Genomic DNA, 26,299 nt, shown 5'->3' with positions numbered 1-26,299 from the left:
AATTGTCCACACACCTCGGCGCGTGACGGAGCGGCATGAACGGGCCGGACACGGTGGGCGAGGGGCGCCAGAGACGAGGGCGCGGCGGGCGGGGCGCGAGAGGCGAGGGGCGCGACAGGTGGCGGCGCGGGCTCAAGTCCCGCCCTATGGCTCGGCGCACGGGATGGAACGCGGCGCCGCTAGGGGTTAGGACGCGCCATGCGCCACTGCGGGCGCGCCGCGATCGTCATTGGAGCACCCCTTGGGCGAGGTTCTCTCACTCACCACCCCGTTTTTCGGGTTGATCTTCCTCGGCTTTCTGGTCGGCCGGCTGGCGCGCCATCCGTCGACCGGGCTCGTCTGGATGAACATCTTCATCGTCTATCTGGCGCTGCCGGCGCTGTTTTATCGATATTTGTCGCAAATGCCGGTGGATGAGTTGGGCGACATCGTCTACGTCGCCGCCGCCGCGGGGGCGACGATGTTGGTGACGGTGCTCGCCTTCGTGGTGGCGATGATCCGCACGCGCGGCGACATCGCCTATGCGACGATCATGGGGCTGATCGGCGGCTATTCCAACAACGGCTATCTCGGCCCCGGCATGGCGCTGGTGGCGATCGGCCCGGCGGCGACGGTGCCGGTGGCGCTGATCTTCTCGGCCGAGAGCACGCTCTTCTTCATCCTGGCGCCGGTGATGATGGCGCTGGCGGGCAGCAATCGCGGCACCGCGCTCCAGACGACGCTGCGCATCCTGAAGCGGATCTTCACGCACCCGTTCATCCTGTCGGTGCTGGCGGGGGTGGCGGCGGCGGTGACGGGCTTCCAGCCGCCGGACGCGGCGGAGCGGCTCATCACGATGCTGTCGGGGGCGGCGGCACCGTGCGCGCTCTTCGCGATGGGGGTGACGGTGGCGCTTCAGCCGATCCCCTCCCGCCGGTCGGTGCAGGACATCTCGCTCTTCATGGCGATGAAACTGGTGCTGCACCCGGTGGTGTCCTACCTCGTCCTCTCCGCGCTGGGGGCCGATCCCTTGTGGCTGACGGCGGCGGTGCTTCTGGCGGCGCTGCCGACGGCGACCAACGTCTTCGTGCTGGCGAGCCAGTACGAGGTGGCGCGCGAGGAGGCGTCGAACGCCATCATGGTGGCAACGGCGCTGGCGGCGGTGACGGTGACGGTGATCCTCTATCTCATCCGCACCGGCGTCCTCTAGGCGGCGCGCCCGGCTACATCGCGCCGAGGCCGAAGCGCATCATGGCCCGGCGCAGCGGCGGGATGCTGCGGGCGGCGGACAGGGCGACGGCGCGGGCGGTCGACGGGACGAAGGACGAGGTCAGCAGCGAGCGGTTGAGAACATCGACGCTGGCCGTGCGCAGGGCGACGTCGGCACGGCGGCGCGCGGCGTAGGTGTCGGCGATCCCCGCGAGGCCACCTGCGCCGCGGGCATGGCGCACGAGTGTGCCGAGGGCGCCGACATCGCGGAAGCCGAGGTTGAGCCCTTGCGCGCCGATGGGCGGAAATTTGTGCCCCGCCTCGCCGACGAGGACGATGCGCCCTTCGCCCATCTTGTGCGCGACGTGGCCTTCCATCGGGATGACCGCGCGCGGCCCGTCGATCTCCATGTGGCCGAGGATGGCGTGGGAGCGGCGCTCGATCTCGCGCGCCAGGGGGCCGGGGTCGAGCGCGGCCCAGCGCGCCGCCTCCTCGGGACGGGACACCCAGACGAGGGAGGAGCGGTTGCCAGGCAGCGGCACCAGGGTGAAGGGGCCTGCGGGCGTGTGGAACTCCACCGAGGCGTTGGCGTGCGCCCGCTCGTGGCGCAGCGTGGTGACGAAGGCGCTCTGGCGATAGGACCAGCGGCGCACGGCGAGGCCGGCGGCCTGGCGCACGAAAGAATCCGCCCCGTCGGCGGCGACGACGAGCCCGGCGCGGACCACCCGGCCGCCGGCCGCGAGGGTGACGACGGGACCGGCCGCGTCGTCGACCGCGTCCACCATGGCGGCGATACGGGTGATGCCGAGCGTGTCCAGTCGCGCGCCGAGGGCGCGGTTCAGCGTGTCGTTGGTGATGTTGTAGCCGAACGGGTCAGGGCCGATCTCGTGCGCATCGAAGGCGACTTCGGGCGCTCTGGGGATATAGCCGGTCTGGTCAATGATGCGCATCGTCACCAGCGGCGCGGTTTCGGGCGCGATCTCGGGCCAGATGCCGTGGTCTTCGAGGAGGCGGATGGCGGGCATCATCAGCGCCGAGGTGCGCGGGTCGTGGCCGCGCTCGGGCGCGACGAGGGCGACGCTGTAGCCGGCGTCGGCCACGACGATGGCGGCCAGCGCCCCGGCCGGACCGGCACCGACCACGGCGACGTCCACCGATACGTCGTCGGCGGGGCGGGGAATGGGAAGGGCGCTGTCGAGCATCGGGCTGACGTCCTTGATTGGCGGCAACGCTCTATCTAACGTCACAGCCGGCCATTCGGAGAGGAAAGATGACGCACGCCATTTTATTGGACGAACCCGGCGGACCGGAGGTTCTCCAATGGCGGGAGATCGACGATCCGGTCCCCGGCGAGGGTGATCTGATCGTGCGGCACACGGCGATCGGGCTCAACTTCATCGACACCTATTTCCGCACCGGGCTCTACAAGCCGGCGACCGGATATCCGCTGATCCTCGGCAACGAGGCGGCCGGGGTGGTGGAGGAGGTAGGGCCGGGCGTGACGGATTTCGCCCCCGGCGACCGCATCGCCTACGGCTTTTCCATCGGCGCCTATGCGCAGAAGCGCAAGATGCCGGCGTCCGCGGCGCTGAAGCTGCCGGACGGGGTGGACGACCGGACCGCCGCGGCGATGATGCTGAAGGGCATGACCGCCCGCTATCTGCTCTGCGAGACCTACAAGGTGACGCCGGAGACGGTGCTGTTGTTCCATGCGGCGGCGGGCGGTGTCGGCTCGATCGCCGGGCAGTGGGCGAAGGCGATCGGCGCCACCACCATCGGCACCGTGGGATCGGCGGCGAAGGCCGAGATTGCCAAGGCCAACGGCTACACCCACGTGATCAACTATGCGGAAGAAAACTTCGTCGAGCGGGTGAAGGAGATCACCGGCGGGGCGGGCTGCGACGTGGTCTATGATTCGGTCGGCCGGGAGACCTATCCGCACTCGCTGGAGTGCCTGAAGCCGCTCGGCCTTTACGCTCTGTTCGGCCAGTCCTCGGGCACGGTGGACGATTTCAGCCTCGGCGACCTCGCCAAATATGGCTCCCTTTATGCGACGCGGCCCAGCCTGGGCAGCTACATCGCCACGCGCGAGAGGATGGAGGCGAACGCCGCCGACCTCTTCGCGATGGTGGCGAGCGGGAAGGTGAAGATCCCGGTGGAGCAGACCTTCGCGCTGAAGGATGCCGCCGAGGCGCACAGGGCGCTGGAAGGCCGTAAGACCATCGGCTCGACGGTGCTGATCCCGTGAACGTCGCCGACGCGGAGCCGGACAGTCTGGCGCGATCGGTGGACGATCTGCAGGAGGCCGCGACCGGCTTCCTGCGCGACCTGGTGCAGCGGCCGACCGAGAATCCGCCGGGCGACGTCGCCGAGGCGGTGGAGTGGTTGGCGGTCACCCTGGAGCACCGCGGACTCGAGGTGGAGCGGCACCCGGTGCCGAACCCCTTCGCCCGGCACTATGGCCGCAACGAGGTGACGAACCTCGTCGTGCGGCGGCGCTTCGGCACCGGGGACGGCCCTGTCGTGGCGCTGGCGGCGCCGATCGACACGCTGCCGGCGGGGACGGGCTGGATCCGCGACCCGTTCGGCGGCGAGGTGAAGGACGGGCTGCTGCACGGTCGCGGGGCGCGCGATTCCAAGGCCGACCTCGCGGCCTTCGTCTTCGCCATCGCAGCGCTGGAGGAGGCGGCATCGCACAGTGCGGCGCGTCTGTCCGGCACGGTGGAGCTTCATGTCACGTGCGATGAGGAAAGCGGCGGTTTTCTCGGGCCGGCGTTCCTTCTCGGACAGGACCTGACGGCGCCCGACGCGGTGATCGGGGCGGGCACCGCCTATCAGGTGATCACCGGCCAGGAGGGTGTCCTGCACCTCGAGGTGCTGCTGCGCGGCGTGCAGGCCCATGCCTCGCGCCCGCAGGACGGACGGGACGCTCTGGCCGCCGCGGTGCCCGTTTTGGCGCGGCTGATGGCGATCCGCGAAAGTCTCGCCGCACCGCTGACGGTGGGGATGATCGAGGGCGGGCGCGGCATCAACGTGGTGCCGGACAGGGTCCGCTTCACCATCGACCGGCGCATCGTCGCCGGTGAGGACGGGGAGACGGTGGAGGCGGAGCTGATCGCCGCCATCGAGGCCGCGCACCGGGAGGCGGGCGAGGCGGCGGGCGTGGAGCTCGAATGCCGCCGCCTGCTGCTGGCCGAGCCGGTGGCGCCGAGCGCGCAGTCCGAGGCGCTGGCCGAGACGCTGGCGCGCCACGCCAGCGAGGCGATGGGCGTCACGGTTCCGGTGGTCTCGGCGCCGGTGGTGAGCGGCGCGCGCCACTATGCCCTGGCGGGTATTCCGACGGTGCTTTACGGCGTCGGCCCGCCGATCATCGGCGAAGGCGTCGATTTCACCGGCGACGAAAGCGTGTCGCTGGAGGACCTGCGCAAGGCGACGACGGCGATCGCGGCCACGTTGCGCGAGCTTCTGACACGCTGAGACCCGCGGTCGCTGTCACCACGCGCGGCGGCTGATCCACAGGCCGCTCCACACAGGGCGGCATGAAATTAAGGGGTTGTTAATCAGGCGGCATCCTGGTGCCGCCTGCTTCGCGTTTCGGGGGCCGGCACCGCCTGCTGTGCGCCGCCAATAATGGTCGGGGCGCAGCGGGCGGGCGGGCGGCGACCGAGGCATGATCCGGCCGGTGGCGGGCCGGCGGGAGGTCGGTTCACAGCAAGGCCGAGATGATCCTGCCGCGACCGGGCCGGGCAGGGCGGTTGGACTGGGGCCGGTTCACCCGATCTTCAAACGACCCTGCCGAGATGACGACGGTACATCAGGCGCTTCATCTGCCGGAGGGCGGACGAACATTGTCGTTTCACTCCAAGCTGTTGGCGTTGCTGAGGCATGGCACAGGCAAGCAAAGTTCAATACCTAAGAGAGTGTTGACGCGATGTGTGGCAAAAATGCCAACTTCTTAGCAAAGCGTTAGCGATGGACCCCCCATGCTATGGGCGCACTTGGTTTCAAGACGTAATGTGCCGGCCGTTGGGCAGGGTGAGTCGCCCGGGGTAAGCGGAGTGGATTGATGGCCTGGACAGACGTCTGTCGGCGGGGAGTGTTGGCCTTTTTATGTGTCGCAACCCTGGCTCTGGCCGGTTGCGGCGGCTCGGTCAGCTCGCTCGACGTTCTCGCTTCCGACGACTCGATTTCCGACGAGCCCGAGGCGGCGGGCTACAAGAAGATCGGCAAGCCGTACAAAGTCGGCGGCCGCTGGTATACGCCCAAGCATGACGAGGACTACGACAAGGTCGGCCGCGCCTCCTGGTACGGCTCCGACTTTCACGGCAAGTCGACCGCCAACGGCGAGATTTTCGACAAGACCGCGCTGACCGCCGCGCACCCGACCTTGCCGCTCCCGTCTTATGTGCGTGTGACCGTGTTGAAGACCGGCAAGTCCGCCGTCCTGCGGGTCAACGACCGTGGCCCCTTCCACAAAGGCCGCATCATCGACGTTTCGAAAGCCGCCGCGGAGAAGCTCGGCTTTCGTAATGCCGGTTCTGCGAAAGTCCGCGTCGAGTATCTCGGCGAGGCGCCCATCGGCGGCGGTGATGCGGAGACGCTCGTCGCGGAAAACAAGTACGGCAAGACGTCGAAGAAGTCGTTCAGCGACTATCTGCCGTCCTTCGGGCTCGGCGGTTCGGCCGATGACGACGACGACGAGCGCAAGGTCGAGGTTCGTCTCGCCGCGGCGACCCCTGTGTCGCGCGAAGAGCGCAACCGGCGCGTCCTTTATGGCGAGGACGATGAGGACGCGAACCTGCCGGGCGTGAGGGTGAATCGGTCCTATCAGCCGTCCATGCTGGTGGCGGCGTCGCAGCCGAGCTCGGTGCAGGCCTATGTCGAAGAGCAGCGCAAGGAGAGCGGCGGCGCGATCGACGCTCTGGTGACGATGAATTCGGCGTCTCTGGAGGAGGAGGAGCCTGCGATCGTCGCGAGCGCTGCGGCGCCTGCGGTGACGGAGGAGGCCGTTGCGGCCAGCCAGGAGCGGGTGATGGGGGCGTTCGACATGTTCGCCGCCGCGCCGTCCGGCGGGTCGACATTGCAGGCGGCCGCTCCCGCGCAGTAACGTCCCGCCTTCGGGCGGATTCTGAGGCGAGGCAGCATTGGGCGGCGCGTTCATCACCTTCGAGGGCACAGACGGCGCCGGCAAGTCCACCCAGGCGCGCCGTTTGAGGGACCGCCTCGCCGCCGCCGGACACCCCGTGACATTGACGCGCGAGCCGGGCGGTTCGCGCTGGGCGGAGACGCTGCGGGCGGCGCTGTTGTCGGAGCGCGGTGCGGCGCTGTCGGCGCGCGAGCAGGCGCTGCTCTTCGCCGCCGCGCGGGCGGACCATGTGGCCGCGTTGATCGCCCCGACGCTGGCGGACGGTGTGACCGTCATCTGCGACCGTTTCGCCGATTCCACCGAGGCTTATCAGGGCGTTGCGGGCGTGCCTGCGCCGCTTCTGGCGCTCCTCAGCCGCGTGGCGGTGGGGGCGACGCGGCCGGACCTCACGTTCATTCTGGACTGCCCCGTCAGCGTCGGCCAGACGCGGATGGAGGCGCGCGGCGGCCGCGACACGTTCGACAAGGACGCCGCCGACATTCAAGAAGCGCGGCGCCAGGCCTTTCTGGCGATCGCCGCGCGCGAGCCGGAACGCTGCGTGGTGATCGACGCGGCGGGGACGGCGGACGAGATCGCCGATGCCATCTGGCAAGCGGCAGAGGCGCGACTCGGCCTGGGCGCCGTGCCGGAGACCGCAAACCCCTTGGCGGGTCGCGGCCCGGCTGCGTCCGCCGCGGCTCAATCCGCCGCTGCGGCGACGGACTGAGGCGGCCGCCATGGTGAAGGCACCGCGCGCGCCCAAACCCGCCGAGGGGGCGCCCGTCGAACCCGACATGCTGGACAATGCGCCGCCGCCCCAGGAGGCGACGGCGCTCTACGGCCACGAGGACGCGGTGGAGCGGCTGGTGGAGGCGTTCGGCGGTTCGTCGCCGCCCCAGGCGCTGCTGTTGGAGGGGCCGCGCGGCATCGGCAAGGCGACGCTGGCGTTCCGTCTGGCGCGGTCGCTGCTGGGCACGCTCCCCGGAACGCCGCTGGACGCAGGCCTTGGGGGCGAGCCGAACGACCCTGAAGGGCGCACCGCGCGGCAGGTGGCGGCGGGGACCCATCCGGGCCTCATCCACCTGACGCGGCCGTGGGACGAGAAGGGCAAGAAGTTCAAGAGCGAGCTGACGGTGGACGAGGTCCGCCGCATCGTGCCGTTTCTGGGCTCGACGTCGGCCGAGGGGGGCTGGCGCGTCGTCATCGTCGACGCGGTCGACGACATGAACCTGAACGCCGCCAACGCGCTGCTGAAGGCGCTGGAGGAGCCGCCGCGGCGCACGCTCTTCGTACTGATCGCCCACGTGTCGGGCCGCGTGCCGCCGACATTGCGCTCGCGCTGCAGGTCGATCCGCATGCGCCCGCTCAGCGAGGCGGAGGTGAGGGCGGCCTTGAATGCGCTGCGGGTGGACCCTCAGGCGGCGCCGCTGGGGGAGGGGTCCGTGAGGCGGGCGCTGACCCTCTCGGCGGCGGGGGCGGACATCGTGCGCTCGGCCCGGCGGCTTTTGGCACCGGCGATGGTGCGGGACGTGAGAGCCAACCACCAGCTTGCCGAAATGGCCGCGCAGCGCCGTGACGATACCTTCGCGACCGTGCTAGAACTGGTGCTGGACGCGATCGCGAGCCGCGCGCGGGACGGGGCAGGGCGGCTGCCTCTGTCGGCGCTGGACTCCTACGCCGCGCTTTATCTGTCGGTGACGGATGACCGGCGGCGGATCGAGGTGTTCAATCTCGACCGCAAGGAGATGGTGCTCGCCGTGCTGTCGCGGCTTTCGGCGCTGGACCGTGCCGCAGGGCTGAGCTGATCCGCCCCCGATCCGTCATCCGACGTGAGACCCGACTTGACAAGGCTGCCACCGGAGGCAGATGGGAACCCGCCATGAGTCAACGCTATACCATCACCACGGCGATCTCCTATCCCAACGGAGCGCCCCACATCGGCCACGCTTACGAGCTGATCGCGACGGACGCGATCGCCCGGTTCAAGCGGCTGGACGGTTACACCGTGCATTTCTCCACCGGGACCGACGAGCACGGTCAGAAGATGGTGGAGACGGCCGCGAAAGAGGGCATTCCGGTCGCCGAGCTGGCCGACCGGAACACGGGCCTGTTCCGCAAGATGGCCGAGGTGCTGGGCTCGTCCCACGACGACTTCATTTCGACCCGCGAGTCGCGCCACATCAAGGCGAGCCAGGCGATCTGGCAGACGATGGCGGACGCGGGCGACATCTATATCGACAATTATGGCGGCTGGTATTCGGTCCGCGACGAGGCCTATTTCGGCGAAAACGAGCTGACCGAGAAGGACGGGCAGAAGTTCGCCCCGACCGGCGCGCCGGTGAAGTGGATGGAGGAGCCGTCCTACTTCTTCCGCCTGTCGGCCTTCGAGGAGCGGCTGCTCGCCCATTACGAGGCCAATCCCGACTTCATCGCCCCGGCGACGCGGCGCAACGAGGTGGTGGCGTTCGTCAAATCCGGGCTGAAGGACCTCTCCATCTCGCGCACGACGATGAACTGGGGCGTTCCGGTGCCGGGCGACCCGAAGCACGTGATGTACGTGTGGGTGGACGCGCTGACGAACTACATCACGTCCTGCGGCTACCCCGACGAGCCGGAGCGCTTCGCCGCGTCCTGGCCGGCGAACCTGCACGTGATCGGCAAGGACATCATCCGCTTCCACACCATCTACTGGCCTGCCTTCCTGATGAGCGCGGGGCTGCCGCTGCCCAAGCGCGTCTTCGGCCACGGCTTCCTCTACAATGCCGGCGAGAAGATGAGTAAGTCGATCGGCAACGTTTTGGACCCGTTCGCGCTGGTGGAGGCGTTCGGGCTGGACCCGCTGCGCCATTACCTCTTGCGTGAGGTGCCCTTCGGTCAGGACGGCAACTATTCGGTGGAGGGGTTCGTCAACCGGGTCAACGCCGATTTGGCCAACGATATCGGCAACCTGGCGCAGCGTTCGCTGACCATGCTGGCGAAGAATTGCGGCGGCGAGATGCCCGCGCTGGAGCCGCTGGCGCCGCAGGACGAGGCGCTTCTGGCGCGCGTTCATGCGCTGCCGGAGCTCTGCCGCACGGCGATCGACGCGCAGGCGCTGCACCAGGCTCTGGGGGCGATTTACGACGTGGTGTCCGAGGCCAACCGTTATTTCGCCGGCGAGGAGCCGTGGAAGCTGCGCAAGAGCGACCCGGAGCGCATGGCCGTCGTGCTGGGCGTGACGGCGGAGGCGCTGCGCTGGTTCGCGATCCTGATCCAGCCGTTCACGCCGAAGACGGCGGGCGACCTTCTGGACCTCCTCGCGGTGCCTGAGAATGCACGCACGTTCGAGTGGCTGACGCGCACCGTGCCCGCAGGAACGCCGCTGCCGGCGCCGCGTCCGATCGTCCCCAAACTGGAAGAGCCGGCCGCGTGAGGCTCGTCGACAGCCACTGCCACCTCGATTTTCCCGACTTCGAAGACCTCGGCCCGTTCCTGGAGCGGGCGCGGGCGCGCGGGATCGAGCGGTTCGTGACGATCTCCACGCGCATGAAGAGCTTCGCGCGCCTTCAGGAGATCACCGCTGCGCACGAGGACGTCTATTGCTCGGTGGGCGTCCACTGCCTGAACGCCCACGAGGAGCCGGACGTGACGGCCGAGGAGCTGGTGGCGGCCGCCGCCGGACCCAAGGTCGTGGCGATCGGCGAAGCGGGCCTCGACTATCACTACACCTACGAGACGCGCGACGTTCAGGAGGTCGGCTTCCGCCGGCACATCGCGGCGGCGCGTGAGACCGGGCTGCCTCTCGTCATCCACGCGCGCGAGGCGGACGAGGACGTGGCGGCGATCCTGGAGGAGGAAACCGGGAAGGGGGCTTTCCCGTTCGTCCTCCACTGCTTCTCGTCCGGCATGGAGCTTGCGACGCGCGGGCTGGCGCTGGGCGGCTACGTGTCGTTCTCCGGCATCGTGACGTTCAAGACCGCCGAGACCATTCGCGAGGTGGCGAAGATGGTGCCGATGGACCGCATGCTCTTGGAGACGGACGCGCCTTATCTGGCCCCGCCCCCGCACCGCGGCAAACGCAACGAACCGGCCTTCGTGGCCGATACGGCGGCGCATCTGGCCGATACGCTCGGTCTGCCGGTGGAGGATCTCGGCACGCAGACGACCGCGAATTTCTACCGGCTCTTCACCAAGGTGCCCGCGCCGGTGGCGGCCTGAGATGCTGCGTTTCACCATCCTCGGCTGCGGCTCGTCCGGCGGTGTGCCGCGCGTCGGCGGTGAATGGGGCGTGTGCGATCCGGCGAACCCGAAGAACCGCCGCCGCCGCTGCTCGCTGCTGATCGAGCGCGTCGGCGACGGCGGTGTGACGCGGGTTCTGGTCGACACCGGGCCGGACATGCGCGAGCAGCTCCTGTCGGCGGACGTCGCGAAGCTGGACGCGGTGCTCTACACCCACGCCCACGCCGATCATCTCCACGGGATCGACGATCTGCGCGGCCTGGCCCTGGCCCACGGCCGGCGCGTCGACGTGTTCATGGATGCGGCGACCCTGGAGCGCGCCGGCGAGGCGTTCGGCTATTGCTTCCGCGGGGCGCAGGGCTATCCGCCCATCCTGAACGCGTCGGTAATTGCGCCAGGCGAACCACTGACGGTGGATGGCGACGGCGGACCGCTGACGGTGATGCCGTTCCGCCAGCTCCACGGGCGGATCGAGTCGTTGGGGTTCCGCGTCGGCGACGTGGCCTATTCCAGCGACCTGCACGATCTGCCCGAGGACGCGCTGCCGCATCTGGCGGGGCTCGGCGTATGGATCATCGACGCGCTGCGCTACAAAACCCACCCGAGCCATTTCAACGTCGACCAGGCGTTGGAGTGGTCGGAGCGGATCGGCGCCCGCCGCGCCGTGCTGACCAACCTGCACCACGACCTCGATTTCGAGAGGCTGACGGGCGAGCTTCCCGCATGGGCCGAGCCGGCCTTCGACATGATGGTCGTCGAGACCACCGACATTCCGACCCCGGTTCCCGCCCGCGCCACCTGAGGGGGCCTCCGGCGCATTCTGCGGTTCCATAATCCGCCTTATACGCCGTGTGGAGCAAGATGGGTTGCCGCCGGCGGGCAGCGGGATTGCATTGAAAATTGCTGCGCTTGGGTGCCGCGGTGGTCCATGATGGGGCCCGTCCCACCTTGCCTGTCGTCCCACGTCATGAAGCCTAAGATCCTCACAACGCTCCCCGCCTATACGCGCGCCGCCTTCCTGGCCGACGCGCTGGCCGGCATCACCGTCGCCATGGTGGCGCTGCCCTTGTCCATCGCGATCGCCATCGCGTCAGGAGCAGATCCCGCCACGGGGCTGGTGACGGCGGTGGTGGCGGGGTTCCTCATCTCCGCGCTGGGCGGTAGCCGGGTGCAGATCGGCGGGCCGACCGGCGCCTTCATCGTCGTCGTCTTCGCCGTCATCGCCACGCATGGATATGACGGGCTCGTCGTCGCCACCTTCATGGCCGGGGTGATCCTGCTCATCGCCGCCGTGCTGAGGGCCGGCTCGCTGATCGCCCACGTTCCGGAAGCGGTGATCAACGGGTTCACGATCGGCATCGCCATCATCATCGCCGCCAGCCAGCTCGCCGATGCGCTGGGGCTCGAGGTGACGGGGCTTCCCGCGGACTTCCTCCCCAAACTCGCCGCGCTGTGGGCCGCGCGCGGCACCTTGAGCGTCGACGCACTCGGCGTGTGCCTGGTGACGATCGTTCTCATTGTCGCGCTGCGACGGATGTTTCCGCGCTGGCCGGGGTTGATCGCCGCGGTGGGGCTGACGTCCGCCGCCGCCGCGCTTCTGGGGCTCGACGTCGACACCATCGTCTCGCGCTTCGGCGCGCTGCCGGACCATCTCCCCGTGCCGGCGCTGCCCGACCTTTCCGTGGCGCGCTTGGTGGAATTGCTGCCGTCCGCGCTGGTGATCGCCTTCCTGGCCGGTGTGGAATCGCTGCTGTCGGCGATTGTGGCGGACCGGATGATCGAGGACACCCACAGGCCGAACGCGGAGTTGATGGCCCAAGGCGCGGCCAACATCGGCTCCGCGCTGTTCGGCGGACTGCCGGCGACCGGAGCGATCGCGCGAACCGCCACCAACGTGCGCGCCGGCGGGGCGACCCCGGTGGCCGGCATGGTCCACGCCCTCACGGTGCTGGCGATGATGATGGTGGCCGCGCCTTTGGTGGGCCAGCTTGCGCTTCCCGCGCTGGCCGCCGTTCTGATCGTGACCGCGTGGAACATGAGCGAGCCGCACAAATGGCGCCAATATTGGGCCGAGCCGTTCGCGGACCGCGCGCTGCTGCTTTTGACCCTGGTGCTGACGGTGCTGGCGGACCTGACGATTGCGATCGGTGTCGGCGTGGCGCTGGGTCTGGCGCTGCGGTTCGCCCGCCGCAAGAGCCCGCCCGCCGACTGGAGGCCGCCCGAGCGGTGACGGTTGGGCTGCGATCCGGGGGCTTTGCGGCGGCCTCGTGAGGGCGTATCTGGACGGCGAGACACGCCGGAGGCTCTCTTGTGACGGCACCCATCGAACGGCTGCGCGCCATCATGGCCCAGCTTCGCGATCCCCAGGATGGTTGCGCCTGGGACATCGCCCAGACCTATGAAACCATTGCCCCTTTCACCATCGAAGAAGCCTACGAGGTGGCCGATGCGATCGAGCGGGGCAACCTCGCCGACCTGAAGGACGAGCTCGGCGATCTCCTGCTGCAGGTCGTCTTCCACTCCCAGATGGCGTCCGAGCGCGGCGACTTCACCTTCGACGACGTGTGCGAGGCGATCGCGCAGAAACTCATCCGCCGTCATCCGCACATCTTTTCCGACGGGCCGGCCCGCACCCCGGCCGAGATCGAGGCGATGTGGGACCTCATCAAGGCTGAGGAGCGCGCCGGCAAGCCGGAGGGCATCCTTGACGATGTGCCGGTGAATTTTCCGCCTCTGGTGCGCGCCCAGAAGCTGCAGAAGCGGATGGCCAAGCTGCGGTTCGACTGGCCCGATTCCGGTGGTGTGGTCGACAAGATCGCCGAGGAGCTGGAAGAGTTCAGCGCCGCGGTGCGCGATGGCGACGCGGCGGAGATGGAAGCCGAGTTCGGCGACCTCCTCTTCACCTTGGTGAACTATGCGCGCCATCTCGACATCGACGCCGGCCGTGCGCTGACGGGTACGAACGCGCGCTTTTCCGCCCGTGTGCGCGCGATGGATGCCGCCGTGCGCGCCGAGGGCCGCACCTGGGCCGACCTCTCGCACGAGGAGATGGAGGTCAAGTGGCAGGCGGCGAAATCAAAGGTTGAAAACGCTTCGTGAACAGATTTATGGCAGCGGCGCGATCCGGCGGAGGCTGCCATGGACAATCTGACGAACCTTCACCTGACTGACGTTCTCGCCCTTCAGTACAACGTGATGGGCGAGTTGCAGCGTCGCGGCGTATCGCGGTCGATCAGCAAACCCGTTGGCCAGTTGGCGGAGTATCTCTTCTCCGGCGCCGTCGGGTGGACGGTTGCACGAAGCGGCGGCGTCACCACGGCGACGAGCGCGAAGGGGTCGCGGATCCGCATCCGTTCCCGCCGCGTTGCCGCGCGTGATGCCGAGGCCAATTTCACCGCGATCGACGAAATCGACGACGAGAGTTTCGACTGGGTGGCTCTCGCCGTCTTCCACCAGAACTGGGCGGTATGTCGTGCGGCGGTGATGCCGGTGCCTCTCGCCCAGTCGCTTGCCGATCCCGAAAATGGCCGTCTCGCCTTCAGCGACACGATCCTCAAGGTCGAAGGGGTATTCGACGCGACGGAGATGGTGACGAGGCAGCTCGCGCGCGGCTGACAGCGGGGGACGCGGACCACCGCCCCCCGCCGCGCTGATCAGGTCTTACGGCACGTAAGGCGTCGACACCGGGGCGGCTTCGGGGACGGCTTCGCCGAGTTTGGCAAGTGCGTCGGCAAGGCGCGCCTCGGGGATGCGCAGGGTGAGGCGCACGGTCTCGTCCTCGTCGGCGCGGGCGAGCACCTCGGTGTTGCGGTAGAGCCAGGCGAGTAACGCACCGTCGGACGCGGCGATCACCGCCTCGCGCACGGTGGCGCGGCGCGCCAGGGCGTCTTCGATGGCGGTAAGGAGCGCCGGAACGCCCTCCCCGGTCACCGCCGACACCAGCACGGCGCCCTGCCCTTTCGCCGCCGCCTCGCGCTGCACGCGAACCGCGTCCGGCAGACGGTCGGCCTTGTTCCAGACCTCCAGCACCTCGCGCTGTCCAGGCTCCACGCCGATTTCGGACAGCGTGGACAGGACGTCGAACGCCTGCGCGTCGGTCTCCTCGTGGCTGATGTCGCGCACGTGGATGATGAGGTCGGCCAGCGTCACCTCCTCCAAGGTGGCGCGGAAGGCGGCCACGAGGGAGGTCGGCAGGTGGGAGATGAAGCCCACCGTGTCGGACAGGATGGCGGTGCGCCCGTGCGGCAGGTCGAGCTTGCGCAGCGTCGGGTCGAGCGTCGCGAACAACAGGTCGCGGCTTTCGACGTGGTCACCGGCGAGGCGGTTGAACAGCGTCGACTTGCCGGCGTTGGTGTAGCCGACCAGCGCTACGACCGGCTGGTTGTTGCGCCGCCGCTGCTCGCGCGCCAGCGAGCGGGTGCGTTTCACGTCGTCCAGCGCCTTCTCGACGCGGGCGATGCGCTCGGCGATCTGACGCCGGTCCGCCTCGATCTGCGTTTCGCCGGGGCCGCCGAGGAAGCCGAAACCGCCGCGCTGGCGTTCGAGGTGGGTCCACGAGCGAACGAGGCGGGAGCGCTGATAGGTCAGGTGGGCGTGCTCCACCTGCAGCGCGCCCTCCGCCGTCTGCGCCCGCTCGCCGAAGATCTCCAGGATCAGCGCGGTGCGGTCCAGCACTTTGGCGCCGAACGCCTTTTCGAGATTGCGCTGCTGCACCGGGGTCAGCGGATGGTCGATGATGACGAGCTCCGCCTCCGCCGCCTTGGCAGCGGCGGTGATGTCGTCCACCGCGCCGGTGCCGAAGAGGGTCGCCGGCCGCGGATTGCGCACCGGTACGACGCGCGCTTCCACCACGTCGAGCGCGATGGCGTCGGCGAGGCCGACGGCTTCGGCGAGGCGTCCTTCCGGCTCGCGCTTGTCCTCCTCCGCCTGCCTGATGACGGGGAGAAGGACGATGGCGCGTGTCGGCGCATCCGCCACCTCGTAGCTCGACCGCGGGCCGGCCGCGGAACGTTCGGCCTTGTCCCCGGCCTCGGCGTCCGTCGGCTCGCCCTGCATCATCGCAGCGTCGTCGGTCACGGCGTCGCGGCTGGCGGCAGCATCGTGCGTGGCGGCGTCTCTCGTAGCAGCGTCGTTCGTGGCAGTGTCTCCTGCAGACTTGTCGTCGGAAATCATACGCGTCCCAGCGTCACGCTAGCGTGAGCCGCTGTCTTCGTTCGGATCGAACAGTTGCACCGGCTGGTTCGGCATGATGGTCGAGATCGCATGCTTGTAGACAAGCTGCGAATGACCGTCCCGCCGCAGCAGGACGCAGAAATTGTCGAACCAGGTCAACACGCCTTGAAGCTTCACACCATTGACGAGGAAGATGGTTAACGGCGTCTTGCTTTTGCGGACGTGGTTGAGGAACGTATCCTGAAGGTTTTGAGCTTTTTCAGCCACTGGTTATATCCCACTCGCGCTATAACGATATGCCCACGCGGTTGCCGACACACACAATCGAGCGGCACCAGACCATGAACACCAGACACTTAGGTAGTTCGCTGTCGGCCCCGCTCAAGCGCGGCCGACATAGACCCGATCAATACACGCTCAAGGCGAGTTTTTCTACGGCTTCATGGAAGCGCGCACGCATATCGGACACGATCGAGCCGGGCGCCCCGTTGCCGATCACGCTATCGTCGATCTTCACCACGGGCGAGGCCGTCATCGTCGCGGAGGTGATGAACGCCTCGCGCGCCGCCTTCGCCTCCTCGATCGTGAATGGACGCTCTTCGACGGTGATGCCGTTGGCCGCCGCATAGTCCATGATCGCCGCGCGGGTGATGCCGCGCAGGATGCCCTTTTCCGCCGGCCGGGTGATCAAGGTGCCGTCCTGCGACACGATCCACGCATTGGAGGACGCGCCTTCGGTGACGAAGCCGTCCTTGTCGAACATCCACGCCTCTTTGGCGCCGGCCCGCACCGCCTTTTCCTTGGCGAGCACCTGCGGCAGCAGCGAAACGGTCTTGATGTCCACCCGCTCCCACCGGATGTCGGGCGTGGTGATGACGCTGATCCCCTCTTCGCCCACCTTCAGCGCCGCCTTCGGGTCGGACGAGCGCGCCGTCACCACCAGCGTCGGCGGCACTTTGCCCTTGGGGAAGGAAAAGTCGCGCCGCGCCTGGCCGCGGGTGATCTGCAGATAGACGAGGCCGTCCTTGACGCGGTTGCGCCGGATGGTCTCGCGCAGGATCATCGTGAGGGCGCGGCGTTCCACCGGCCAATCCATCGACAGTTCGTTCAGCGACCTGGCCAGCCGGTCGAGGTGGCGCGTCATGTCGACGATCTGGCCGTTCCAGATCTCGCACACCTCGTAGACACCGTCGGCGAACTGGAACCCGCGGTCCTCGACATGGACCACGGCGTCGGCATGGGGAAGATAGCGGCCGTTGACGTAGGCGATGCGACTCATCGGGGCTCCGATCAAAAGAATTCCAGGCTCACGCGGAACATCTGTTCCACCTGATGCACTTTTTCCGCAAGTGCGAACATGACAACCCGGTCCCGCGCGAGAATCTGTGTGTCGCCATTGACTTCGATCGGTTTGCCGCGGCGCACAATAGCGCCAACTCGCACACCGTCCGGGAGTTCCAGCGACCGGAGCGGCCGCCCCACCAGAAGCGAGGTCTCCAGCGCCTCCGCCTCGATCACCTCCGCCGAGCCGTTCTGCAGCGAATGGACGCTCTCGATCCGCCCGCGGCGCACGTGGCGCAGCACGCGGCTGATCGTCACCGCGCGCGGGTTCACGTAGGCGTCGATCCCCAGCGCGTTGGCGAGCGCGGGATAGGATACGTTGTTGATCAGCGACAAATTGCGCGCACAGCCGAGGGTCTTCGCCATCACGCAGGCGATGATATTGGCCTGATCGTCGTTGGTCAGCGCGACCATGGTGTCGGCATCCTCGATGTCGGCTTCGCGCAGCACCGCCTGGTCCAACGCCGAGCCGTTGAGGATCACCGTCTTGTGCAGCGCGTCGGCGATGTAGAGCGCGCGCTGGCGGGAGCTTTCGACGATCTTCACCTTCGTCGACGGCTCGCGCTTTTCGAGCTGCTGGGCGACGTAGAAGCCGATGTTGCCGCCGCCGGCGATGACGACGCGGCTCGCCTTCGGCTCGTCATGGCCGAAGATGACGAGGGTGCGGCGCACCTGCTCGCGCGGGACGACCACGTAGACGAGATCGTCCACCCGCAGCATCTCGTCCGAATGGGGGACGATGAGGGTGCCGTGGCGGAAGACGCCGGTCACCACAGCGCCGAGGTTGGGGAAGAGGTCGGTGAGCTGCTTCAGCGGCGTGTCGACCACCGGGCAATCCTCGAGACACAGGATGCCGACGACGATGATCTTGTCGTCGGCAAACCGCACCGTCTCCACCGCGCCGGGAAGCGAGAGGCGGCGCATCACCATTTCGCCGACCTCGATCTCGGGCGAGATGACGACGTCGATGGGCAGGTTATCGCGCGCGAAGAGGTCGGAATAGACCGGGTTCAGGTAGGACTGGGCGCGCACGCGGGCGATCTTCGTCGGCACCTGGAAGATCGAGTGGCCGACCTGACAGGCGACCATGTTCACTTCGTCCGACTGGGTGACGGCGATCAGAAGATCAGCATTCTCCGCACCCGCCGAGGCGAGGACCGAGGGGTGCGCACCGTGGCCGATGACGCCGCGCACGTCGAGCTGGTCGCGGACGTTGGCGATGAGCTGGGGGGACAGGTCGATCACGGACACGTCGTGACCTTCGCCGGCGAGCCTTTCGGCAATGCCGAACCCCACCTGCCCGGCGCCGCAAATTACGATGCGCATGTTTTAGTTGAGCGCCATAGTGGATCGGACTTTCCGTCAGTGTGCCAGCGTCATCATATAGGCCAAGACGGGCGGTGTCGCCCAGCCCCGCGCCGGACGTGTCAGTCCGCCGTCAGCGCCTTGTCCAGCACGGCGTTGGCGTGGATCGCGGTGGAATCGAACACCGGCGCGCCGATGTCGTCCTGGCCGATCAGCATCGCCACCTCGGTGCAGCCGAGGATGACGCTGTCGGCCCCCTCCTCCATCGCCCGGTCGACGATCTCGAGCATCGCCGCTTTGGACTCCGGCCGGATGATGCCCTGGCACAGCTCCTCGAAGATGATCCGGTGGACCTCCACGCGGGCCTCGTCGCCCGGAATGCGCACCGACAGGCCATAATGGTCCTGCATGTGGCCGCGGTAGAAGGCGCCTTCCATGGTGAACTTGGTGGCCAGCAGCAGCGGCGACATGACCCCTTCGGCACGCACCGCCTGCGCCGTCGCGTCGGCGATGTGGACGAGCGGGACGCCCGCCGCCGCCTCGACCGCGCCTGCCATGCGATGGATGGTGTTGGAGCAGATGACGATGAGTTCGGCGCCCGCGTCCGCCAGCCGCTTGCCGGCGTCCGCGATGCGCTCCGTCGCGCCGGTCCAGTCGCCGGCCGCCATCAGCGCCTCGATCTCGGCGAAGTCGAAAGACCAGAGGACGAGCGGGGCCGAGTGCAGCCCGCCGAGCCGCTCGCGCGTGCCGCGGTTGAGGTGCTGGTAATAGAGGGTGGTGGATTCCCACGAGAGACCGCCGAGGAGGCCGATCGTCTTCATCGCCGTCATCGCGCGACCGCCTGCCCGCGGCCGCGCCGCATTTCGAGGCCGAACACCGCCGCGCCGTCGATCCGGTCCAGCTTCTCGATCATGATGTCGACCGCGCCCGCGTTGGGGTCGGACAGAAGGTCCGCCGCCAGCGCCTCGCCGAGATCTTCCAACAGGCCGACATGGCGGTCCGTCGCCCGGTCGATCGCCTCCAGGATGGTGACGTAGCTGAAGGCGAGACCGTCCGCCCCCGCCTCGGCCCCGGCGGCGAGCGTCACGCCGACACGGAAGCGCACGCGCTGGGTGACGCCATATTCTTCCGGAAGGATGCCGACCTCGATGGACCGCACGAGGTCTTTGACGAAGACCCGGTCGGGGCCGAGCGGGGCCGTCGCCGAGGTCACGCGATGCCCAGCGTCTTCAGCTTGCGGTGCAGCGCCGAGCGCTCCATGCCCACGAACTCGGCCGTGCGGGACACGTTGCCGGAGAAGCGGTTGATCTGCGCGCGCAGATAGTCCCGCTCGAAGATCTCGCGCGCGTCCCGCAAGGGGAGCGCCATGATGTGCTCGCCCCCCGCCTGGGACGACAAAGGCGGCACGATGGCGCCGATCTCGTTCGGAAGAAGGTCGGCGGAAATCGGGTCGTTCGGGTCGCCGTCGCGGGTGAGGATGAGCAGCCGCTCGACGTTGTTCTTGAGCTGGCGCACGTTGCCGGGCCAGTCGTGCGCCTGGAGCACGGCCATCGCGTCCTCGCCGACGATGCGGCGCGGCAGACCCTGGTTCTCCGCCGTCTGGCGTAGGAAATAGTCGATCAGCATCGGCACGTCCTCGCGCCGCTGGGCGAGCGCGGGAACACGGACCGGCACCACCGAGAGGCGGTGGAAGAGGTCTTCGCGCACGCGCCCCTCGGCCACCTCCTCCTGCATGTCGCGCGCGGAGGAGGAGATGATGCGCACGTTGACCTTCACCCGCGTCGACCCGCCGACACGGTTGAACTCCTGCGCCGTCAGAACGCGCAGGATGCGGGCCTGCGTCTCCATCGGCATGTCGCCGATCTCGTCGAGATAGAGCGTGCCGCCGTGCGCCTCTTCCAGCGCGCCGACGGACGGGTCCTGCCCCGGCTTGGCCTCGGCGCCGAACAGCGCTTCGTCCATCTTGTCCGGCGTGATGGAGGCCGAGGAGACGACCACGAAAGGCCCGTCCGCACGCAGGCTTTTCTTGTGGATCGTGCGCGCCACGAGCTCCTTGCCGGAGCCGGATGGACCCATGATCATGATGCGCGAGTTGGTCGGCGCCACCTTCTCGATGGTCGAGCGGAGCTGGTTCATCACCGCCGAATTGCCGATGAGGTCCTGAAACTCGCCCGACTTGGTGCGCAGCATGTCCACTTCACGGCGCAGGCGCGAGGCTTCCAGCGCACGCTCGGCCGCAAGCAGCAGCCGGTCCGCCTTCAGCGGCTTCTCGATATAGTCGTAGGCGCCGCGCTTGATCGCCGACACCGCCGTTTCGATGTTGCCGTGGCCGGAGATCATCACGATCGGCATCGAGGAATGCTGCGCACGGATGGTGTCGAGAAGCTGCAGCCCGTCCAGCTTGGAGCCCATCAGCCAGATGTCGAGAAAGATGAGCTGCGGCCGGCGCGCACCGATCGCCGCCAGCGCCTCGTCGGAGTCGGCCGCGGTGCGAACCTCGTAGCCTTCGTCCTCCAGGATGCCGGCAATCAGGTTGCGAATGTCGATCTCGTCGTCGACGACAAGAATGTCCGATGCCATCAGCGCTCCACTCTTCGCCCCGGTCCGGCTTTGAGAGACGAGCCCGGCAACCCCGCGTCTACGTCGCGCGTGTTGGTTGGGCCGTCAAGACGATCGGGCCGGGTCCGGGCGTGCCGACAATCCGAATCGCCCGTCAATTTAACCGATCCTATGCCACAGGTGGCGGACTTCCTCGACCCGCAGCACGGCATCGCCGAACCGCGGGCCCCTTTTGTCGCGGGGGGCCGGCGTTCACCGGCTCACCCCACCATCGGCGGCAGAACGAACCTGACGCACGCCCCGCGCGTGTTTTCCGACACCGCCGAAGCGTCGAGCAGCTCGATCCGCCCGCCCTGTTCCTCGGCGATCTTCTTGACGATGGCGAGGCCGAGCCCCGTGCCCTTCTCGCGCGTCGTCATGTAGGGTTCGAGCAGCCGCTCGCGTCCGCTGGAGGGGAAACCGATGCCGTTGTCGATGATGTCGACCACGGTTTCCCCCGCCTCGTTCACGAAAAGATGAGTGTGGATGCGCCCCGGCCCGCCGCGCTCGGCCTCCGTCGTCGGCTCGATCGCCTCGGCCGCGTTCTTCACGAGGTTGGAGAGCGCCTGCGTCACAAGCCGCTGATCGAAGTGCGCGATGGCCGGCTCGTCGGGCAGATCCGTCGTCTTGATGATCTGCTCGTTGACGATGCCTTGAACGAACACCGCCTCACGCACCGCCTCGCGCAGGTCGAGCCGCTCCATTGCCGGCGCCGGCATCCGCGCGAAGTTCGAGAACTCGTTGACCATGTGGCCGATGGAATCCACCTGCCGCACGATGGTGTCGACGCACTGGTCGAACACCGCGTGGTCGTCCTCGCGGATCTGCTTGCCGTAGCGCCGCTTGATGCGCTCGGCCGAAAGCTGGATCGGTGTCAGCGGGTTCTTGATCTCGTGGGCGATTCGCCGCGCCACGTCCGCCCAGGCCGAGGTACGCTGCGCCGTCACGAGGTCGGTGATGTCGTCGAGGGTCAGCACGTAGCCCGGCCGCGCAACGTCGGTTCGGTCGGTGGTGGCGCGCACGGAGATCATCCGCTCACGGCCCTTGCGCGGCAGGCTGATCTGCTCCGGCTTGACCCTCAGGCGGGCGAGCCCCCCCTCGCCTTCCAGCACCGCGCGAAGCTCCGGCACAACCTCGGTCAGGGTGCGGCCGACGATGTCGCTTTCATAAAGATCCAGCATCGCAAGCGCGGAGCTGTTGGCGAGGGTCACCCGCCCGTCCGAATCGATGCCGATGACACCGGCCGACACGCCGCCCAGCACCGCCTCGGTGAAACGGCGGCGCCGCTCGGCCTGGTCGTTGGCGGCGATGAGGTCGTCGTGCTGGCGCTTCAGCGTCGACGTCATCGCGTTGAAGGTCTCGCCGAGGTGGGCGATGTCCCCGTCGAAGAAGCGGACAGGAACCTCCACGTCGAGATCGCCTTTGGACACCCGGTCCGACGCGCCGATGAGCTCGCGGATCGGCGCCACGAGGCTGTTCGCGAAGCCGAAGCCGAGATAGATGGCGCAGACGAGAAGCACCAGGGTGACGCCCGCATAGACGAGGCCGAACGCCACCGAGACACCGCGCCGCGCCTGCTCCAGGCGGATATATTCCTCCGCATTCGCCCGCGTGAGGCGCAGGAAGCCGTTGACGTCCGGGTCCATCAGCCGGGCGATATAAAGGTATGTGTCGTGGTAGGAGGCGAGCTTCATGATGCCGCCCACCTGGTCCGCCTCGCCGGGCGAGATCTGCACCGGACGGCCCTTCAGCGCCTCGCGCATGGCCTCCGGCGGCGGCATCCTGAGGTCGACCGAGGGTTCCACCACCGCCCGCGTGATCACCTCGCCCGCTCCGTTGAGCAGGAAGGCCGAGGGAAGGTTGCGCAGTGCCGTCTGCGCCTGGAAGAAGCGGTCGAACCGCGTCGGCTCGAGGTCGTAGATGTTCTTCGCCCGCTCCAGGTCGCGCGTCATGGCGAGGAGGTCGCCGGTCATCGCCCGGCTGTGCTCGCCCACATAGGCGTCGGCCACCTTGACCGAGTTGACCACCATCGCCTGAATGCGGTCCTCGAACCAGCGGTCGAGACCGCGCGACAGGGTCAGCGTCGCCACCACGGCGACGAGCACGGCCGGCAGCACCGCCATGACCGAGAAGAGGGCGACGATGCGCACATGAAGCCGCGCCCCCGCCCGCTGCGCCGATCGTGCGCGGAAGAGCTTGAACGCCTCGTAGATGACGCCGCCTACCAGCAGCATCACGAGGATGGTGTTGACGATCAGCGCGATGACGATGACGCTCGTCGTCGGCTCGATCGGTGTCAGACCCGTCAGCGTCAGAAAGGTGCCGGTGACCGCCAGGAGGGCGAGCGGTACGACGACGACGCCGAAGGCGCGCACCGGCGAATCGAACGGCGGACGGTAGGGGATGGCAGCGTCGGCCATTGCCACTCGCGATCACGCTTCACATTATCGGGCCTTGACCTATGTGACCTCGTCTCCTGCCGGTCAACCGCCGCCGCACCTCCGCCGGGCGCCCACCCGCCCTCGTCCACGCCTATGCGGCCGCGCGATGGGCGGAAACGTCGATGCGAGTCGGGTCGCAAGTGGCGCCCCGCGACCGGAAGGCACATGCGCGGCAGAACTTCGATTGACCCGGCCGTGACCGTCGCGGCCCTACCTGCACGGCCCGGCCTGCGCGGCACAGGCGTGGGCGGCGGGTCGCTAGGCGGGGCGCGGCTGGACGTGGCGTTTCGCCCGGTGTCTGACGAGGGCGTCTGGCGAGACACGCAGAGGAGATGAGCGGCGTGACCCGAACCGGCGGCCGCCGTGGCCGAACCCACCGCATCGTCATCGCCGGGGCGGGACATGCGGCCATGCTCGCCCTCACCCGCCTCGGCACGCCGCCGCCGGGGGCCGAGATCACCCTCGTCTCGCGTGGCGATGCGGCACACTATTCGGGCATGGTGCCGGGCTGGATCGAGGGGATCTACCCTCTGGACGCGATGAAGGTCCCGCTCGCCTCCTTCGCCGCCCGCCACGGCGTGGACCTGGTGTCCGGCGACATCGCCGGGGCTGTCGAGAACCACCTCGTCCTCGCCGACGGGACGCGCCTCGCGTTCGACACGCTCGTCGTCAACACCGGGTCCGAAACCGCGCGCACCGGCCCGCTCGCCGCCCCCGCGATCATCCCCGCCAAACCGTTCGACAGTCTTGTCGCCGGCCTCGCCCCGCACCTTGGCCCAGCCTCGGACGTCGAGGCCTTCGGCGGCGCGGCTTACGACGCACCGGCCTGCGGGGGCGCGATCTCCGGCGCCCCAGCCGCCAGTGGCGTATCCGGCAGCGCCAGTGCCTCCGTTGACGCGGGCGCGGGTGTTCCAACCTGCGGGGCCGCCGCCAGCTTCGCCGTGATCGGCGCCGGGCCGGCCGGGACCGAGATCGCCCTGGCGCTCGCCGCCCGCCGCCCCGAAGCCGCCGTCACCCTGGTGGATCGTGCCGAAGCGCCCCTCGCCGCCTTCCCGCCAGCAGCACGGCGGCGGGCCTTGCGCGCCCTCGCCCGGCGCAGCGTCACCCTGCGCCTCGGCACCGTCGACGTCCCCGCTGCCGACGTCACCCTCGCCGTCACCGGACCCGCACCGCCCGCCTGGCTCGCCGCGACCCCCTTCGCCCGCACCGCCGACGGCTACCTCGCCACCGACACCGTCATGCGCTCGACATCGCACCCCCACGTCCTCGCCGTCGGCGACAGCGCCACCCGCGAGGGCGATCCGCGCCCCAAGGCCGGCGTCTTCTCCGTGCGCGCCGGTCCGCCCCTCGCCGAGGCCATCCGCCGCCGCGCCGCAGGCCTGCCTCTGGCCCCCGTCACCCTCCAGCGCAACGCCCTCGTGCTCCTCTCCACCGGCGGACGCTCCGCCATCGGCACACGCAACGGCCTCACCGTAGAAGGCCGGCTCGTCTGGCGCCTCAAGGACCACCTCGACCAAGCCTTCATGGCCCAATTAAAAGGCAGCGCGTTGATGTGATCATTGTCTAGTCTGTGATCACAATATGCCTGTTCAGGCATCACGCGCCGCACTATCCAAACGCCATGTCACTTGCCCTGCGCGTCTTCCTCCCCTTCGCCCTCGCCTATCTCCTCTCCTACATGCTGCGGGTGGTGAACGCGGTCGCCGGCGCCCCCGTCACCGACGAGTTCGGCCTCTCCCCCGCCGACCTCGGCCTCATGACGAGCCTCTATTTCCTCGGCTTCGTTGCCACACAGATCCCCCTCGGCATCCTCATGGACCGCTTCGGCCCGCGCCGCGTGGAGGCCGCGACATGGCTCGTCGCCACCCTGGGCTGCGTCGTCTTCGCCGCAGGCGCGACGACGGGCCATCTCTTTCTCGGGCGCTTCCTCATCGGCGTCGGCGCCTCGATGGCGCTCATGGGGCCGATGACCGCCTACCGCCATTGGTTCACGCCCGAGCGGCGCGCCCTCGTCATCGGCCTGCACATGGCCTTCGGCGGCGTCGGCAGCGCGCTGGGCGGCGGCCCCGCCGAAGCCGCCATGGACCTCATCGGCTGGCGCGGCCTCTTCTGGGGCCTCGCCGCCGCGACCCTCACCGCCGCCGTCCTCCTCCTCACCGTGGTGCCCCGCCGCCACGAGCCCTCCCGCGCCACCACCGAAACCCGCCTCATGCTGCGCGAGTTCATGGCCGTGCTGACGAGCCGCACCCTGTGGCGCATCGCCCCCATCGCGTCCGTCATCCAGGTCGGAATGCTGTCCGTCATCAGCTTGTGGGCGGGGCCCTGGCTGCGGCAGATCGTCGAGATGAGCCCCGCCGACGCGGCCCTGTGGCTGTCCGCCAACTCCATCGGCCTCATCACCGGCTTCCTCGCCTACGGGTTCATCTTCTCCCGTGCCGAGCGGATGGGCCTCGCCATGCCCGTCCTCGTCATCGGCGCCTTCGTCACCATCTCCGTCGAGGTCGCCTTCATCGTGCTGCCCGTGGCGTGGACGCCGCCGCTGTGGATCCTCTTCGCCATGGTCGGCTCCGTCGCCGTCCACAGCTACAACATCGCCTCGTCCCAGTTCCCGCTGGCGATGGCCGGGCGGGTGAATACGGCGCTCAACTTCCTCGTCTTCGCCGTCGCCTTCCTCGGCCAATGGGGCTTCGGCCTCGTCCTCGACGCCTGGCGCAGCGACACCGGCGGCGTCACCTACGAAGGCTTCAAGGTCGCCTTCCTGGTCCTCATCGTGCTGCAACTCCTCGCCATGCTGCCGCTGCTGCTGTCGCCGTCACGGCGGATCGCGGCGGAGGTTTGACAGGCGTGACAAGGCCGCTGTGCCGGCGGAGCCTTCTGCGAGGGCGTTCCCCCCTCGCGCTCCCCCCGCTTC

At 68.6% G+C, this 26,299-nt stretch carries 23 protein-coding genes; 14 read left to right on the top strand and 9 right to left on the bottom strand.

Features of this window, described 5'->3' with window-relative positions; genetic code table 11:
- The first annotated feature begins 241 nt into the window (after positions 1–241).
- Complete coding sequence (locus tag BIX52_RS11605; protein ID WP_075221258.1) at positions 242–1,189, top strand: AEC family transporter; 948 nt, start codon at positions 242–244, stop codon at positions 1,187–1,189.
- A gap of 13 nt (positions 1,190–1,202) precedes the next feature.
- Here BIX52_RS11605 and BIX52_RS11600 read toward each other — a convergent pair whose 3' ends face one another.
- Positions 1,203–2,390, bottom strand: a complete 1,188-nt coding sequence (locus BIX52_RS11600; RefSeq protein ID WP_075221257.1) for an FAD-dependent monooxygenase — start codon at positions 2,388–2,390, stop codon at positions 1,203–1,205.
- A gap of 68 nt (positions 2,391–2,458) precedes the next feature.
- Between BIX52_RS11600 and BIX52_RS11595 the strand changes: the two genes are divergently transcribed.
- From BIX52_RS11595 to BIX52_RS11545, 11 genes are all read left to right on the top strand, one after another.
- Positions 2,459–3,436 (top strand): quinone oxidoreductase family protein, encoded by a 978-nt coding sequence (locus BIX52_RS11595; RefSeq protein ID WP_075221256.1) that lies wholly within the window; start codon positions 2,459–2,461, stop codon positions 3,434–3,436.
- Positions 3,433–4,665: a M20/M25/M40 family metallo-hydrolase gene (locus BIX52_RS11590; protein ID WP_245803181.1), complete on the top strand. Its 1,233-nt coding sequence runs from the start codon at positions 3,433–3,435 to the stop codon at positions 4,663–4,665. Before BIX52_RS11595 ends, BIX52_RS11590 begins: the two co-directional genes overlap by 4 nt.
- Before the next feature lie 622 nt (positions 4,666–5,287).
- Positions 5,288–6,295, top strand: a complete 1,008-nt coding sequence (locus BIX52_RS11585; protein ID WP_075221255.1) for a septal ring lytic transglycosylase RlpA family protein — start codon at positions 5,288–5,290, stop codon at positions 6,293–6,295.
- A gap of 37 nt (positions 6,296–6,332) precedes the next feature.
- The gene (gene tmk, locus BIX52_RS11580; RefSeq protein WP_075221254.1) at positions 6,333–7,040 is read left to right on the top strand and encodes a dTMP kinase; all 708 of its coding nucleotides are present in this window, start codon (positions 6,333–6,335) and stop codon (positions 7,038–7,040) included.
- 10 nt (positions 7,041–7,050) lie between these two features.
- A complete protein-coding gene (locus BIX52_RS11575; RefSeq protein WP_075221253.1) occupies positions 7,051–8,118 on the top strand; it encodes a DNA polymerase III subunit delta' in 1,068 nt (355 codons plus the stop codon).
- 74 nt (positions 8,119–8,192) lie between these two features.
- Complete coding sequence (gene metG, locus BIX52_RS11570) at positions 8,193–9,725, top strand: methionine--tRNA ligase (protein ID WP_075221252.1); 1,533 nt, start codon at positions 8,193–8,195, stop codon at positions 9,723–9,725.
- The gene (locus tag BIX52_RS11565; RefSeq protein WP_075221251.1) at positions 9,722–10,510 is read left to right on the top strand and encodes a TatD family hydrolase; all 789 of its coding nucleotides are present in this window, start codon (positions 9,722–9,724) and stop codon (positions 10,508–10,510) included. Before metG ends, BIX52_RS11565 begins: the two co-directional genes overlap by 4 nt.
- Before the next feature lies 1 nt (position 10,511).
- Positions 10,512–11,333: an MBL fold metallo-hydrolase gene (locus BIX52_RS11560; protein ID WP_075221250.1), complete on the top strand. Its 822-nt coding sequence runs from the start codon at positions 10,512–10,514 to the stop codon at positions 11,331–11,333.
- 165 nt (positions 11,334–11,498) lie between these two features.
- Entirely contained in the window at positions 11,499–12,761 is a 1,263-nt protein-coding gene (locus BIX52_RS11555) for a SulP family inorganic anion transporter (RefSeq protein WP_075221249.1), read from the top strand.
- Positions 12,762–12,841: 80 nt separating this feature from the next.
- Positions 12,842–13,630 (top strand): nucleoside triphosphate pyrophosphohydrolase, encoded by a 789-nt coding sequence (gene mazG, locus BIX52_RS11550; protein ID WP_245803180.1) that lies wholly within the window; start codon positions 12,842–12,844, stop codon positions 13,628–13,630.
- Positions 13,631–13,669: 39 nt separating this feature from the next.
- Positions 13,670–14,146: a hypothetical protein gene (locus tag BIX52_RS11545; protein ID WP_075221248.1), complete on the top strand. Its 477-nt coding sequence runs from the start codon at positions 13,670–13,672 to the stop codon at positions 14,144–14,146.
- A 45-nt stretch (positions 14,147–14,191) separates the two neighbouring features.
- On the opposite strand, the gene hflX is transcribed toward BIX52_RS11545, so the two are convergent.
- The 8 genes from hflX to BIX52_RS11505 all read right to left on the bottom strand — a co-directional run bounded on the left by hflX (position 14,192) and on the right by BIX52_RS11505 (position 23,367).
- Positions 14,192–15,586, bottom strand: a complete 1,395-nt coding sequence (gene hflX, locus BIX52_RS11540) for a GTPase HflX (RefSeq protein WP_083660242.1) — start codon at positions 15,584–15,586, stop codon at positions 14,192–14,194.
- A gap of 135 nt (positions 15,587–15,721) precedes the next feature.
- Positions 15,722–15,970 carry an RNA chaperone Hfq gene (hfq, locus tag BIX52_RS11535; RefSeq protein ID WP_075221246.1) on the bottom strand — a complete coding sequence of 83 codons (249 nt, stop codon included), beginning with the start codon at positions 15,968–15,970 and terminating at the stop codon, positions 15,722–15,724.
- Positions 15,971–16,109: 139 nt separating this feature from the next.
- Positions 16,110–16,982, bottom strand: a complete 873-nt coding sequence (locus BIX52_RS11530; protein ID WP_075221245.1) for a D-amino-acid transaminase — start codon at positions 16,980–16,982, stop codon at positions 16,110–16,112.
- Between the two features lie 11 nt (positions 16,983–16,993).
- Complete coding sequence (trkA, locus tag BIX52_RS11525) at positions 16,994–18,370, bottom strand: Trk system potassium transporter TrkA (RefSeq protein ID WP_075221244.1); 1,377 nt, start codon at positions 18,368–18,370, stop codon at positions 16,994–16,996.
- Positions 18,371–18,471: 101 nt separating this feature from the next.
- Positions 18,472–19,179 (bottom strand): aspartate/glutamate racemase family protein, encoded by a 708-nt coding sequence (locus BIX52_RS11520; protein WP_342743830.1) that lies wholly within the window; start codon positions 19,177–19,179, stop codon positions 18,472–18,474.
- Complete coding sequence (locus BIX52_RS11515) at positions 19,176–19,562, bottom strand: dihydroneopterin aldolase (protein WP_075221242.1); 387 nt, start codon at positions 19,560–19,562, stop codon at positions 19,176–19,178. Before BIX52_RS11515 ends, BIX52_RS11520 begins: the two co-directional genes overlap by 4 nt.
- The gene (ntrX, locus tag BIX52_RS11510) at positions 19,559–20,929 is read right to left on the bottom strand and encodes a nitrogen assimilation response regulator NtrX (protein ID WP_075221241.1); all 1,371 of its coding nucleotides are present in this window, start codon (positions 20,927–20,929) and stop codon (positions 19,559–19,561) included. The genes BIX52_RS11515 and ntrX overlap by 4 nt, the downstream gene beginning before the upstream one ends.
- A gap of 239 nt (positions 20,930–21,168) precedes the next feature.
- The gene (locus tag BIX52_RS11505) at positions 21,169–23,367 is read right to left on the bottom strand and encodes a sensor histidine kinase NtrY-like (RefSeq protein WP_075221240.1); all 2,199 of its coding nucleotides are present in this window, start codon (positions 23,365–23,367) and stop codon (positions 21,169–21,171) included.
- A 362-nt stretch (positions 23,368–23,729) separates the two neighbouring features.
- On the opposite strand from BIX52_RS11505, the gene BIX52_RS11500 reads away from it, so the two are divergent.
- A complete protein-coding gene (locus BIX52_RS11500; RefSeq protein ID WP_157956248.1) occupies positions 23,730–24,944 on the top strand; it encodes an FAD-dependent oxidoreductase in 1,215 nt (404 codons plus the stop codon).
- A gap of 65 nt (positions 24,945–25,009) precedes the next feature.
- On the top strand, positions 25,010–26,227 hold the full coding sequence (locus BIX52_RS11495) for an MFS transporter (RefSeq protein WP_075221238.1): 1,218 nt from the start codon (positions 25,010–25,012) through the stop codon (positions 26,225–26,227).
- Positions 26,228–26,299: the final 72 nt, after the last annotated feature.

Origin of the sequence: Acuticoccus yangtzensis (assembly GCF_001927245.1) — a bacterium.
Taxonomy (GTDB): Bacteria; Pseudomonadota; Alphaproteobacteria; order Rhizobiales; family Amorphaceae; genus Acuticoccus; species Acuticoccus yangtzensis.
The sequence above is the reverse complement of the archived record's forward strand: the minus strand, read 5'-3'. Positions and strand labels throughout refer to the sequence as shown.

Excerpts from the sequence above, each read along its gene's own strand:
- BIX52_RS11530 (WP_075221245.1), bottom strand. The coding sequence starts at position 16,982 with ATGAGTCGCATCGCCTACGTCAACGGCCGCTATCTTCCCCATGCCGAC.
- BIX52_RS11505 (WP_075221240.1), bottom strand. The coding sequence starts at position 23,367 with ATGGCCGACGCTGCCATCCCCTACCGTCCGCCGTTCGATTCGCCGGTG.
- BIX52_RS11560 (WP_075221250.1), top strand. The coding sequence starts at position 10,512 with ATGCTGCGTTTCACCATCCTCGGCTGCGGCTCGTCCGGCGGTGTGCCG.
- BIX52_RS11575 (WP_075221253.1), top strand. The coding sequence starts at position 7,051 with ATGGTGAAGGCACCGCGCGCGCCCAAACCCGCCGAGGGGGCGCCCGTC.
- trkA (WP_075221244.1), bottom strand. The coding sequence starts at position 18,370 with ATGCGCATCGTAATTTGCGGCGCCGGGCAGGTGGGGTTCGGCATTGCC.
- BIX52_RS11600 (WP_075221257.1), bottom strand. The coding sequence starts at position 2,390 with ATGCTCGACAGCGCCCTTCCCATTCCCCGCCCCGCCGACGACGTATCG.
- BIX52_RS11545 (WP_075221248.1), top strand. The coding sequence starts at position 13,670 with ATGGACAATCTGACGAACCTTCACCTGACTGACGTTCTCGCCCTTCAG.
- BIX52_RS11495 (WP_075221238.1), top strand. The coding sequence starts at position 25,010 with ATGTCACTTGCCCTGCGCGTCTTCCTCCCCTTCGCCCTCGCCTATCTC.
- ntrX (WP_075221241.1), bottom strand. The coding sequence starts at position 20,929 with ATGGCATCGGACATTCTTGTCGTCGACGACGAGATCGACATTCGCAAC.
- BIX52_RS11555 (WP_075221249.1), top strand. The coding sequence starts at position 11,499 with ATGAAGCCTAAGATCCTCACAACGCTCCCCGCCTATACGCGCGCCGCC.
- BIX52_RS11595 (WP_075221256.1), top strand. The coding sequence starts at position 2,459 with ATGACGCACGCCATTTTATTGGACGAACCCGGCGGACCGGAGGTTCTC.
- hflX (WP_083660242.1), bottom strand. The coding sequence starts at position 15,586 with ATGCAGGGCGAGCCGACGGACGCCGAGGCCGGGGACAAGGCCGAACGT.
- metG (WP_075221252.1), top strand. The coding sequence starts at position 8,193 with ATGAGTCAACGCTATACCATCACCACGGCGATCTCCTATCCCAACGGA.
- BIX52_RS11520 (WP_342743830.1), bottom strand. The coding sequence starts at position 19,179 with ATGACGGCGATGAAGACGATCGGCCTCCTCGGCGGTCTCTCGTGGGAA.